At 63.3% G+C, this 13458-nt stretch carries 5 protein-coding genes; 4 read left to right on the forward strand and 1 reads right to left on the reverse strand.

Translation table 11 applies throughout. The features are described 5' to 3' along the window. Positions 1-211 precede the first annotated feature (211 nt). Positions 212-1738 carry a glycogen synthase GlgA gene (glgA, locus tag U0023_RS01175; protein WP_009764195.1) on the reverse strand — a complete coding sequence of 509 codons (1527 nt, stop codon included), beginning with the start codon at positions 1736-1738 and terminating at the stop codon, positions 212-214. A gap of 256 nt (positions 1739-1994) precedes the next feature. On the opposite strand from glgA, the gene treZ reads away from it, so the two are divergent. The 4 genes from treZ (at position 1995) to glgX (ending at position 13349) form a co-directional block, all read left to right on the forward strand. Next, positions 1995-3815: a malto-oligosyltrehalose trehalohydrolase gene (gene treZ / locus U0023_RS01180; RefSeq protein WP_009764194.1), complete on the forward strand. Its 1821-nt coding sequence runs from the start codon at positions 1995-1997 to the stop codon at positions 3813-3815. Further along, positions 3812-8671 (forward strand): malto-oligosyltrehalose synthase, encoded by a 4860-nt coding sequence (locus tag U0023_RS01185; protein WP_009764193.1) that lies wholly within the window; start codon positions 3812-3814, stop codon positions 8669-8671. The genes treZ and U0023_RS01185 overlap by 4 nt, the downstream gene beginning before the upstream one ends. Positions 8672-8796: 125 nt before the next feature. After that, positions 8797-11061 carry a 1,4-alpha-glucan branching protein GlgB gene (glgB, locus tag U0023_RS01190; protein ID WP_154661153.1) on the forward strand — a complete coding sequence of 755 codons (2265 nt, stop codon included), beginning with the start codon at positions 8797-8799 and terminating at the stop codon, positions 11059-11061. Between the two features lie 80 nt (positions 11062-11141). Further along, a complete protein-coding gene (gene glgX, locus U0023_RS01195; RefSeq protein ID WP_009764191.1) occupies positions 11142-13349 on the forward strand; it encodes a glycogen debranching protein GlgX in 2208 nt (735 codons plus the stop codon). Positions 13350-13458: the final 109 nt, after the last annotated feature.

Here is a 13458-nt window from a genome sequence, read left to right on the forward strand (position 1 = left end):
CGAATAATGCCTTATGCTTCAGATCGGGCTGACTTCTATCCCAGGCACCGACGGAGACACATTCAGACGCCACATGCACGAAAAAACGGCACAGGCTTAAGAATAAGGCTGCAACGTCGTGTCAGCATCGACCATTCGTCGATCAGGTTGAACGAAAAATGGGCTGAACATCGCCCAGCCCATTGTTACAGATTTCCATTGTGAGCAGGAACTACGCGAGTGCGGTCCGGCAGGCACGCTCGTAGACTTCCTGATACCGGGAGGCGGACCGGTCCCAACCGTGCGGCCTGCTCATCGCAGCCCTTCGCATAGCCGTGAGGCGAGATCCCGAGCGGAATGTTTCGAGACCTCTTCTGATGGCATCCATGAAGCGACCGAGTGAAGGCTCGCCGAACAGGAACCCGTTGATGCCGTCCTCGATCGTATCCGCAAGTCCGCCGGTTCGATGCGCAATCGGCAGGGAGCCGAAACGCTGCGCGTACATCTGGCTCAGACCACAGGGCTCGAAGCGGGACGGCATGAGCAGGAAGTCGCTGCCCGCATACATGCGCCGGGCATCACCCTCATCGTAACCGATCTTCACGCCGACGGAACCGGGATGACGGCTCGCGAGCGCCTGCAATTCGGATTCGAAGCGCGGCTCGCCCTGGCCGATGACCGCGATCTGCCCGCCCTGCGAAACGATGGTTTCGGCCGCCGAGATGGCAAGATCGACGCCTTTCTGGTGAACCAGCCGCGAAACGACCGCGAAGAGCGGCCCGTTCGACAGGGCAAGGCCGAAATTCTCGCGGACATTGTCGGCATTGATGCGCTTGCCGCGCCAGTTCTCCGCCGAGAAAGGGCTCACCAGATAGGGATCCCGGCTCGGGTCCCAGCTCTCGTCGATGCCGTTGATGATGCCGTCCAGTCGGCCCTGTTCGGCGCAGGTCCGCAGCAAGCCGTCGAGACCGCAGCCGAATTCCGGCCGCGTGATCTCCTGGGCATAGGTCGAGCTGACCGTCGTGATGTGGGACGAGTAATAGATGCCTGCCTTCAGGAAGGAGAGCTTGCCGTAGAACTCGACGCCGTTGATCTGGAACGCCGCGTCGGGAATACCGAGATGGGACATCCGGCTGCGATCGAAGTTGCCCTGATAGGCAAGGTTGTGAATCGTCAGGATGGTTGGAATGTGCTGTCCGCGCCAAGCCAGATAAGCCGATGCGAGACCCGACGGCCAATCATTGAGATGCATAAGGTCGGCACGCCAGAGGGGATCGCCGCTGCCGCAAGCGATATCCGCTGCGGCAAGGCCGAGGCGTGCGAAACGAATGTCGTTGTCGCTCCAGTCCATGCCGAAGCCGTCGACATAAGGCGAGCCGTCGCGGTCATAGAGTTCCGGGCAGAGCAGAACATAGACCGTCAGACCGTCCTGCGTCGTGCCGCGCCCCAGGCCGCAGGCGGGGATCCCGAAGGAGGCAGGCAGGCGGGCAATCTCTTCCACCGGTCCGATCTGCGACAGAACCTGACGATAGCCCGGGATGAGAATGCGCACGTCGTATTGGCGCCGGAGAGCGCGCGGGAGCGCCGCGGAGACCTCGCCCAGGCCACCGGCCTTGATGTAGTCGGCAATTTCGGACGTAACGAATAGAATGGACTGACGACGTTTCACGGAAACGGACGACGGAACCATGTCCTGCAATTCGGCATGCGCCGTCGTCGGGAGAGCCGCATCGGCTTCCAGTTCAAATGATTCCAGCATGTTCGCTCAGCGGCGCAATCCCCAGCGACCCCCGCGCCATAGGCAGTCGCGCTGTTTAACTCGCTGCCCCCGGAACGGGTTCCGTCGAAATTTCAGAAAATTTTCGGGTACCTCGAACTGAGCGGACGGCCGAGCTTTTCCGGGCATGGCGAACGTTGCATGGAATCCGAGCTTGGCTGTTTTTTTAGTACCGGCTGGAACATTGCCTTAAGATGCTCGTTCGCAAGTGCTTCCATGAAGAGATTCCGGGGATCCGATGCGGCGCGTTCACTCCATGCCCTTTGGGGCAGAGATAACCTCCGATGGCATTCGCTTTGCCTTGTGGGCGCCGACGGCGCGCGAGGTGAGCCTTGTGCTCGACGATGGGGAACACTCACTCAGCAAGGACAGCGACGGCTGGTACCGCCATGTCTCCGGATCTGCGCGAGCCGGAAGCCGCTACGGCTACAGGATCGACGGCGATATCGTCGTGCCCGATCCGGCATCCCGCTTCCAACCCGACGATGTCCATGGGCTCAGCCTCGTGGTCGATCCGCAATCCTATGATTGGTCCGACGCCTCCTGGGCGGGCCGCCCCTGGGAAGAGACCGTCCTCTATGAGGTCCACGTGGGAACGGCCACGCCGGAAGGCACCTATGCGGGCCTGATGGGCAAGCTCGAAGCGTTAAGAGACCTTGGCGTGACGGCCATTGAACTCATGCCGATCGGCGAGTTCCCGGGTCATCGCAATTGGGGGTACGATGGCGTCCTGCCCTATGCACCGGACGCCGCCTACGGAAGCCCGGAGGATCTCAAGCGTCTGGTCGAGCGCGCGCACGAACTCGGACTCATGGTGTTCCTCGATGTGGTCTACAACCATTTCGGGCCTTCCGGAAACTATCTCCATGCCTACGCCAAGACCTTCTTCACCGAACGCCACCCGACGCCCTGGGGCGCCGGCATCAACGTGGATGGCGAAGGCGCGGGCGTGGTGCGTGACTTTTTCTTCCACAACGCGCTCTACTGGTTGCAGGAGTTCCACTTCGACGGGCTTCGCTTCGACGCCGTCCATGCCATCACGGATGACGGTCGGCCGCACTTCATCGAGGAGCTGGCGAACCGCATCAGGCAGGCCATTCCCGACCGCCATGTTCACCTGGTGCTCGAAAACGAAGCCAATCAGGCGCGCTGGCTCGATCGCGGCGAGACACGACAGCCGAAGCTCCATACGGCGCAGTGGGCGGACGACATCCACAATTCCTGGCACGCGCTCCTGACCGGAGAGAACGAGGGCTATTACGAGGATTATGCGAACAAGCCGCTCCAGCACCTCGGCCGGTCGCTGGCGGAAGGCTTCGCCTATCAGGGCGATCCGTCGCCGCACAAGGAGGGCGTCCTTCGCGGCGAGCCGTCGGGGCATCTTCCACCCAGCGCCTTCGTGGCCTTCCTGCAGAACCACGACCAGATCGGCAACCGCGCCTTCGGCGAGCGCCTTGCGCATCTGATCCCACCCGAGCGCCTCGAACTCGCGCAAGCCATCTTCCTGCTCTCGCCGCAGATCCCTTTGCTGTTCATGGGCGAGGAATGGGCCGCATCGACGCCGTTCCAGTTCTTCGTCGACTTCGAGAGCGAACCGGACCTGGCCGAAGCCGTTCGGGATGGGCGGCGGGGCGAGTTCAAGCGCTTCAAGGCGTTCACGGATCCGGAAATGTCACAGAGGATTCCCGACCCGACGGACCGAACGACCTTCGAGCGATCCAGGATCGACTGGACGGAGGTGGAGCGTTCGCCGCATCGCGAGGTCCTGTCACGGACCCGTCATCTTCTCGACATCAGGCGCAGTGAAATCGTTCCGTTGCTCAAAAGCGATTATCGCGGTTCGCAATATAAGGTGTCCTCGGAGAACACGCTCGACGTCAGCTGGCGCTTCGCCGGGAGCACGCTCCGTCTTCTCGCGAATTTCGGCGGCGCTCTCATGACCATACCCGTCGAGGGCAATGCTCGCGCACTCTGGGCGAGCCCCGGCATCGATGTCAGCAGCGCAGATCTTCAACTCACGCCCTGGTCGGGCATCATCTTGAAAGGACAATCGGCATGAGCAAGCTGGACGCTCTCTTGGAGCGCATGGCCGCCCTTGTCGGTATTTCTCCGGACTACACCGATGCATTCGGAAACAGCGTCGAGACCAGCCCGGCCACGCGTCTGGCACTGCTGACCGCGCTCGGGCTCGACACCTCGTCCGAGACCAGCGCTCGCGAGAGCCTCGACCGGCTGGAGCGCCTGAAGAACGGTCCGGTCCCGGCCGTCGTCACGGTCGAGGCGGACAGGTCCTCGACAATCGAGTTCCGCGCGGCTCCGGGGCCGCATTCCTGGATCCTGATCGAGGAGAACGGCGCGGTCCATGAAGGCCGCCTTGGTAAACACGAGAGCAGCTTGGACCTTCCCGCCCTGCCGACAGGATATCACCGCCTCCGTCTGGGAGACACGGAGACGACCATCATCGCCGCCCCGCCCCGGTGCTGGGAGCCGGACGCTTTTCAGGGGAAGGCAAAGCTCTGGGGCGCGGTCGCACAGATATATTCCCTGCGTTCCAAGCGCGATCTCGGCATCGGCGACTATTCCGATGTGACGTTGGCGGCCGAGAGCATCGGCCGCCTCGGCGGGGCCTTCCTGGGCCTCAGCCCCGTCCACGCGCTCTTTGCCTCGGATCGCTCGAAGATCTCGCCCTACTCGCCCTCCTCGCGGCTCTTCCTCGAATCCATCTACATCGACCCGACGGCGGCTGCTGGTTTTACCGAGAGCGGTGCCGCAAAGCTCCTCGACGAGCCGGACGCGAAGGCGCGCCTCGGCCGGCTCCGTAGCGCCCAGCTCATCGATTATGCCGAGGTCTGGGCTCTCAAGCGCCCGCTTCTCGATGCCATTTGGGAGCGTTTCCGGCGATCGGGCGAGCATGATGCCTTCGAAGCCTTTCGGAGGGCCGGCGGCGAAGCCCTCGAGGCCCACGCCACGTTCGAAGCCCTTTCCGAGCACTTCCGCGAGCAGGGCCGGTTCTGGAGCGGCGATTGGCCGGAGGAATATCGCTCGGTCCATTCCGTCGCCGTCAGGCGGTTTCGCATGGATCACGCGGAACGGGTGGCCTTCCATGCTTGGCTGCAATGGCTGGCCGACGATCAACTCGCGCAGGCGGCGGAACGGGCCCGCGGCGCGGGCCTTCCCATCGGTCTCTACCGGGACCTCGCGGTAGGCGCGGATGGCGGCGGCTCCGAGATTTGGGCGACGCCGGAGCGTTATGCGCCAGAGCTGTCCATCGGGGCGCCCCCGGATCCGCTCGGACCCCAGGGGCAGGATTGGGGCTTGCCGCCCTTCAATCCACTCACCCTTGAGGAGCAGGGACTGGCCGCGTTCCGCGATCTCGTCTCCGCCAATATGCGCCATGCCGGGGCGATCCGGATCGACCATGCGTTCCAGCTCCAGCGCCTGTTTCTCATCCCCTCCGGCGCCCCCGCGTCCCAGGGTGCCTATGTGGATTATCCGTTCGAGGCGATGCTGGCCGTGTTGCGCGTGGAGAGCCATCGCGCCCAATGTCTCGTGATCGCCGAGGATCTCGGCACGGCCCCGGAGGGCTTCTCCGACGCCATCATGGAATCGGGAGTTCTCAGCTACCGGGTGCTTCCTTTCGAGCGCGACGGATCGGCATTCAAGAAGCCGGGTGAATATCCGCGCTCGGCCATGGCCGTCATCACGACCCATGACCTTCCGACCTTCACCGGCTGGTGGCGCGGCCTCGACATCGATCTGCGTCAGACGCTGGGCATCTTCGATCCCGCCAAAGCGGCCGACGAGCGCCTCGCAAGAGCTGCCGACAGGCAGCATCTGACGGAAGCCCTGGCTGACCAGGGTCTCCTTCCCTCATCTCGACTTCCGGATGAACCGCCGCTCGAGGAAACGATCCGCTATCTCGGGCGCACGTCGTGCGTGCTCACCGCCCTCCAGATCGAGGACGCCTCGGGAGAGTTGAACCAGCCCAACATGCCGGGCATGGATGCGGGGCACCCCAATTGGCGCCGGCGCCTGTCGAACACGATCGAGACCATCACCTCGCCGGACAGCCTGATGCCCAGGCTGGCCGTCGCCCTGGCGGAGGAAGGGCGGGACTTCCGCGCCCGCCGCAATGCCCTCGCCTCGACTCCACCCCGCGCCACCTACCGCCTGCAGTTTCACAAGGGCTTCACCTTCGACGACGCGGTGAAGATCGTGCCTTATCTGGCGAAGCTCGGCATCAGCCATGTCTATTCCTCGCCGATCCAGACGGCCGCGCCCGGATCGACCCATGGCTATGACATCGTCGACCATTCGACGATCAATCCGGAACTCGGCGGCGAAGAGGGCTTCCGCCGCCTCTCCGATACGTTGAAGGAGCATGGCCTCAAGCTCCTGCTCGACATCGTTCCGAACCACATGGGCGTGGGCGGGAAGGACAATGGCTGGTGGCTCTCGGTGCTCGAATGGGGCCGGCTCTCGCCTGTGGCCGATGCGTTCGACATCGACTGGGAGCGGCCGGGCGCCGACGGCAAGCTGATCGTCCCATCCCTGAGCGGTCTTTACGGGGAGGTGTTGGAGAAGGGCGAACTCCAGCTGAAATTCGACCCCGAGGAAGGCTCCTTCAGCGTCTGGCACTGGGAGCACCGCTTCCCGATCTGTCCGACGACCTATCCGGCCGTGCTCGATCTGGCGCTTGCCGCCATCGCCGACGGGACGAAGGCCGGTGAATTGCGGGCCCTTGCCGAGCGCTTGAGGGCGCTGAAGGATCCTCAGGAAGAGCGCGGTTCCCTGCCGGAGAAAGCCGAGAGGATAAAGCGAGACCTAGCCCAGGCGGTCGCGGCCTCGACGGCCGTGAAGAAGGCCGTCGACGGCGCGGTCGCAGTCGTCAACGGCGCTCCCGGCCAGCCGGAAAGCTTCAACATTCTGCACCGTCTCCTGGACGCCCAGTCCTATCGCCTCGCCTATTGGCGGGTCGCATCGAGCGACATCAACTACCGCCGCTTCTTCGACATCAATACCCTGGCGGGCATTCGGGTCGAGATCACGGAGATTTTCGAGAAGACGCACGAGCTCATCGTCCGCCTTGTGGGCGAAGGCCTTATCCACGGGTTGCGGATCGACCATATCGACGGGCTCGCCGATCCGGAGGGCTATACCCGTGCCCTTCAGAGGAAGGTGGGACCGGGCTTCTTCGTGGCGGTGGAGAAAATCCTGGAGCCGGGGGAGGAACTGCGCCCCTGGCCGGTGGCGGGAACGTCCGGCTACGACGTGCTCAACGTGATCGACGGCGTACTGGTGAATGCTGAGGCAGGCGATACCTTCGAACGCATCTATAGGGACGCTTCAGGCCTTCAGGACTCCTATGCCGACCTGCTGAAACAGGCCAAGGTCGAGATCACCGAGAAAAATTTCGCCAGCGAGCTGGAGGTTCTGGTCTCGGACATCAAGGCCATCGCTGATGCCGACCGACGCACGCGGGATTATACGGCTTTCTCCTTACGCCGAGCCCTCATCGAGATCGTGGCAGCCTTCCCGGTCTATCGCAGCTATCTCGGTGACGGCGAACCTTCGGTGGAAGATGTGCGGTTGCTCGGGGAGACGATCCGGGACGCGCAGCAAGCAAGCACCCTGCCCGATCGCAGCGTGCACGATTTCATCGCCTCCGCCCTTCTGGGCAAGACAAAAGCCAATCCTGCCGATATCCGCCGCTTCCGGCGTCGCTTCCAGCAGCTCACAGGCCCGGTCATGGCCAAGAGCCTGGAGGACACTCTGTTCTATCGCTATGGCCGCCTGATCGCGCTCAACGAAGTCGGCGGCGACCCGGGCCATTTCGGCCTGTCTCCGCAAGCCTTCCACCAGACGAATGCGGATCGTGCCCGCAATTGGCCGTATGCAATGATCGCCACCGCGACGCACGACACGAAACGCGGTGAGGATGCGCGAGCGCGCCTGCTCGCGCTTTCGGAAATGCCGCAGGAATGGGCGCGGGCGCTCGACCTCTGGCGGGACATCGCCGCTCCTCACCTGTCCGAGGTGGACGGCGCGCTCGCGCCTGATGCCAACGATCAGGTGATCCTGCTCCAGGCGCTCCTCGGCGCATGGCCCCTGGAGCTTCTGAACGGGACGGATGCCGAGCATCTCGCAGCGTTCCAGGAGCGGATGGAGGAATATCTCACCAAGGCTCTCCGGGAAGCCAAGCGACATACGAGCTGGGTTGCCCCGAACGGAGCCTATGAGGCAGCAGCCCGTCGGCTCCTTCAGGCGGCGCTCGACCCGCAGAACCGCATCCTCGATCGCCTGAACCCTCTCGCCCGACGCCTCTCTCGTCTGGGCATGCTGAACGGGCTCTCGCGGACCATCCTGAAGATGACCCTGCCGGGCGTTCCCGACATTTACCAGGGCACCGAGTTCTGGGACTTCTCCCTGGTCGATCCTGACAATCGGCGACCCGTCGATTACGAAGCCCGGATCAAGGCGCTCGACATGAACGAGCCGGCTGCGGCCTTGATGGAATCCTGGCCCGAAGGCCGGATCAAGCAGTATATTCTCATGCGGCTGCTTCACGACCGTGCGGCAGCGCCTGACCTCTATGCCGAGGGTGATTACCAGCCCTTGTCGTTAGAGGGCGAGTTCTCGACTCACCTGCTCGGCTATCTCAGGCAGCACGACGACACGGCCCTCGCCGTCATCGTGCCGCGCCTCTGGAACGGTCTGACAGACAGCGAGGACAATCCTTCCGATCAGCCCACCTGGGGCGATACAGCCGTCTCCCTGCCCCACGGGCGCTGGAAAAACGTGCTCACGCGAGAGGATATTCTCATCGAATCCGATCACGCGGCGATGGCGTCACTCCTGGGCACTCTTCCCTTTGCCGTTCTCAAGCGCGATGGAGGCGACGGCATCCCGCATTAACAAAGATGGGTGTGGGCCCCTTTAGGGGCTGCACTCCTTCTGGTCCAAATCGACACCTGCTCCATAATGGAATCTCTCGAAGGACCGGCCGGCACCCCGGTCCGGGAGCGCCCAAGGGACAGCAGATGAAGGGGGACGACCGAATGGATCAGCACCGTCGTGGATCGCAGAGCGCATCGCCGCGCCCGGCCGAACCGCCATCGGTTGCCGAGATCGTCAATTCGGGCGATCCCTTCTCCGTTCTCGGGCCCCACGAGATTTCACCCGGCCAATGGGAGATCCGCGCCATCGTTCCGGATGTCGACGCCGTGACGGTGCTCGACCGCGATGGACAGACCGTTCTGGCTCCGATGGAGCGGATGCCTCCGGACGGCCTTCTCGTCGCCTCGTTCCATGCCTCCGAGCGGCCCGATTACAGGCTGCGGATCGAGCGGCACAGCATCGTGGAAATCCGACACGACCCCTACAGCTTCGGCACCTTCCTGTCCCACGACGATCTGGTGCGGATCGGCGATCCGACGAGCGATGCGGTCTATACGAAGCTCGGGGCGCATTTTCTGGACCTCGGAGGCATTCAAGGTTTCCTGTTCACCGTCTGGGCGCCCAATGCCCGCCGGGTCAGCGTGGTGGGCGACTTCAATTCCTGGGACGGTCGCTGCCACCTCATGCGCCGCCGTCACGAAGGCGGGATCTGGGAGCTGTTCATTCCTGACATCGCGCCGGAGCAGCGCTACAAGTTCGAGATCATCGGCCTGCACGGCAACCTCCTCGCGCTGAAAGCCGACCCCATCGCCTTTGCCGCGGAACATCCGCCGGAAACGGCCTCCATCCTCAAGAGCGCTCCCAGCTTCGACTGGCAGGATTCGGAGTGGATGAAGTCGCGCGCCGGTGAAAACCACCGCAAGGCGCCGATGTCGATCTACGAGTGCCATCTGGGCTCATGGTCGCGCGTCCCCGAAGAAGGCAACCGCTATCTGACCTATCGCGAATTGGCCGTGCGGCTCATTCCTTATGTGAAGGATCTCGGCTTCACGCATATCGAGCTTCTGCCGATCACGGAATATCCGTTCGACGGTTCATGGGGCTATCAGCCGATCTCGGTATATGCGCCGACGAGCCGGTTCGGCACGCCGGAGGATTTCGCCGCTTTCGTGGAAGCGGCGCACGCGGCCGGCATCGGCGTCATCCTCGACTGGGTGCCGGCGCATTTCCCGAACGATCCGCACGGATTGTCCTATTTCGACGGTACGCATCTCTACGAACATGCCGATCCGCGGCTGGGATTCCATCAGGATTGGGGCACCTATATCTACAATTTCGAGCGCCGGGAGGTGATGAGCTTCCTCGTGGCGAATGCCCGCTTCTGGCTGGAGCGGTACCATCTCGACGGATTGCGCGTCGATGCAGTCGCCTCGATGCTCTACCTCGACTACTCGCGAAAGGCCGGAGAGTGGATTCCCAACCGCTACGGCGGCAACGAGAATCTCGGCGCGATCGATTTCATCCGCAAGATGAACGAGGTCGCTTATGCCACCTCGCCGGGCGCCATCACCATCGCGGAGGAATCGACCGCTTGGCCGGGCGTATCCCAGCCGACCTATACCGGCGGCCTCGGCTTCGGGTTCAAATGGAACATGGGCTGGATGCACGATACCTTGCGCTACATCAGCAAGGATCCCGTCTTCCGCCAGTACCATCATCACGATCTCACCTTCGGGCTGCTCTACGCCTTCTCCGAGAATTTCATTCTGCCCCTGAGCCATGACGAGGTGGTTCACGGCAAGGGATCGCTCCTCGGCAAGATGCCGGGCGATCAATGGCAGCGTTTCGCCAATCTGCGCGCCTATTTCGGATTCATGTGGGGACATCCGGGCAAGAAGCTCCTGTTCATGGGCGGAGAAATCGCGCAGGAGCGGGAATGGAACCACGACGAGAGCCTCGACTGGCATCTCCTTGACAGCTCCTACCACAAGGGCGTGCAGTCGCTGGTCAGAGACCTCAACCACGCCTACCAGTCCATTCCCGCCCTCCACGAACGCGATTGCGAGGCGAGGGGATTCGAATGGCTGGTCTCCGACGACCGCGACAACAGCGTCATCGCCTGGTTGCGTCGCGGCGACGACGAGACCTCGGTCGCCATCGTGGTGTCGAACTTCACGCCGGTCGTGCGGGAGGCGTACCGCATCGGCGTTCCGCTGCCGGGGTTCTACCGTGAAGCGGTCAATACCGATGCGGGCCAGTATGGCGGAAGCAACGTGGGCAATCTCGGAGGGGTCGTGGCCGAGGACGTCCCGAGCCATGGCCGGCCCTGCTCCCTGACCTTGACGATTCCGCCTCTCGCGACGCTCATTCTCGTCCTCGATCACGAAGGCTCCGGACCCAACATATAGTTCCGCTTGCGCGGGACCTCATCCGGGCTCGCGCGTTGATGAAATGAACGTTTTGCTCCGCTTGTTTTCCGAGATCCTCGATGAACGACAAAGTCGATACCCGTGAGCTCTCCGCAGCTCAGATCGTCGCCCCGAATGTGAGGCGCACGTCCCGTGTACGCGAAGGACTGCCATATCCCCTCGGAGCGACCTGGGATGGACTGGGGGTCAATTTCGCCATCTTCTCCGCCAACGCCACCAAGGTCGAGCTGTGCCTGTTCGATCTGGACGGCGTCACGGAGCTCGAACGGGTGGAGCTGCCGGAATACACCGACGAGGTCTGGCACGGCTACCTGCCCGATGCGCGTCCCGGCACCACCTACGGCTATCGCGTCCATGGTCCCTACGACCCGAAGGAAGGCCACCGCTTCAACCCGAACAAGCTCCTGCTCGACCCATACGCCCGCCAGCTCATCGGCGACCTGACCTGGGACCCGGCCCTGTTCGGCTACACCATCGGCTCGCCGGATGCCGACCTGTCCTTCGACAAGCGGGACAGCGCGCGGTTCATGCCCAAATGCCGGGTCGTGGAATCGGCCTTCACCTGGGGCCGTGGACGCCGGCCGCAGATTCCGTGGGAGCGCACGATCGTCTACGAGACGCATCTGCGCGGCTTCACCATGCAGCATCCGGCCGTCCCGCGCGAGCTGCGGGGGACCTTCTCGGGCCTGATGCAGCATGAGGTGATTGAATACATCCGCAACCTCGGCGTCACCGCCGTCGAACTGCTTCCCATCCATGCCTTCGTTGACGACAGCTATCTCATCGACAAGGGATTGCGGAACTACTGGGGCTACAACTCGATCGGCTTCTTCGCGCCGCAGCCGCGTTATCTGGCGACGCCCTTCGTGAACGAAGTGAAGGAGATGGTGAGCCACCTTCACGACGCCGGGATCGAGGTCATCCTCGACGTGGTCTACAACCACACCGCCGAGGGCAACGAGCTCGGACCGACCCTGTCCTTCAAGGGCATCGACAACGCATCCTATTACCGGCTCGCGCCCGACAAGCGCTATTACATCAACGACACCGGAACCGGGAACACGGTCAATCTCAGCCACTCCCGCGTGCTGCAGATGGTGACGGACTCCCTGCGCTACTGGGCCCAGGAGGTGAAGATCGACGGTTTCCGCTTCGATCTCGCGACGATCCTGGGGCGGGAGCCGCACGGCTTCGAGGAGGACGGGCGCTTTCTCGACGCCTGCCGCCAGGATCCGGCCCTGAGCCAGGTCAAGCTCATTGCCGAACCCTGGGATTGTGGCCCCGGCGGGTATCAGGTCGGGCGTTTCTCGCCAGGATGGGCGGAATGGAACGACCGGTATCGCGATACGGTGCGCGCCTATTGGAAGGGCGAGGAAGGAAAGCTTCCCGAACTCGCCTCGCGCCTCACCGCATCGGCCGACATCTTCAACAAGCGCGGACGCAGGCCGTGGGCGTCGGTGAATTTCATCACCGCCCACGACGGCTTCACGCTGCACGATCTCGTCTCCTACAACGACAAGCACAACGAGGCGAACGGCGAGGACAACAAGGACGGGCACGACCACAACCTGTCTTCCAATTACGGCGTCGAGGGGCCGACGGACGATCCGGACATCCGCGCTCTCCGGCTGCGGCAGATGCGCAACATGCTCGCCACCCTGCTGTTCTCGCAGGGAACGCCGATGCTGCTCGCAGGCGACGAATTCGCCCGCTCGCAGCAGGGCAACAACAATGCCTATTGCCAAGACAACGAAATTTCCTGGATCGACTGGGAGGGGATCGACGACGACGGCATCGAGCTGCTCGAATTCACCCGCAAGCTGATCCAGCTGCGCCAGGACCTGCCGATCCTGCGCAGAGGACGGTTCCTGTCCGGCGTCTACAACGAGGAGCTCGACGTCAAGGACGTGACGTGGCTCACGCCCGCCGGGGACGAGATGACTCCGGAGCATTGGCAGGACCCGAACGCCCGCTGCATCAGCATCCTGCTCGACGGCCGCGCCCAGCCGACCGGCATCCGCCGACGCGGCACGGACGTGACCCTGCTGCTGATCCTCAACGCGCACCACGACGTGGTGAAGTGCACGTTGCCCGAGGTGGTGGGCGGCGAGGCCTGGATGTGCCACATCGACACCAACCAGCCGGATCTGGAGGCGCCTACCGAATTCAGGTTCGGCAAGGAATACACCGTGACGGCCCATTCCCTGCTTCTGTTCCAGCTGAAGCCCGAGAAGCAGCGGAAGGCGGAGAAGAAGAGGGGCGCGTGACAGGCGCTTTCCTCAAAGGCTGGCTCATGAAGGAAGAGCGCTGTTTCACCTCTCCCTGAGGGAGAGGTCGCGCCTTCAGGCGCAGGTGAGGGGTTACGGGTCTATCCGG

Origin of the sequence: Microvirga lotononidis (genome assembly GCF_034627025.1) — a bacterium.
GTDB classification, from domain to species: domain Bacteria; phylum Pseudomonadota; class Alphaproteobacteria; order Rhizobiales; family Beijerinckiaceae; genus Microvirga; species Microvirga lotononidis.

What these genes read in the sequence shown, in the direction of transcription:
- glgX (WP_009764191.1), top strand. Translation starts at nt 11,142, where the DNA reads ATGAACGACAAAGTCGATACCCGTGAGCTCTCCGCAGCTCAGATCGTC.
- glgB (WP_154661153.1), top strand. Translation starts at nt 8,797, where the DNA reads ATGAAGGGGGACGACCGAATGGATCAGCACCGTCGTGGATCGCAGAGC.
- U0023_RS01185 (WP_009764193.1), top strand. Translation starts at nt 3,812, where the DNA reads ATGAGCAAGCTGGACGCTCTCTTGGAGCGCATGGCCGCCCTTGTCGGT.
- glgA (WP_009764195.1), bottom strand. Translation starts at nt 1,738, where the DNA reads ATGCTGGAATCATTTGAACTGGAAGCCGATGCGGCTCTCCCGACGACG.
- treZ (WP_009764194.1), top strand. Translation starts at nt 1,995, where the DNA reads ATGCGGCGCGTTCACTCCATGCCCTTTGGGGCAGAGATAACCTCCGAT.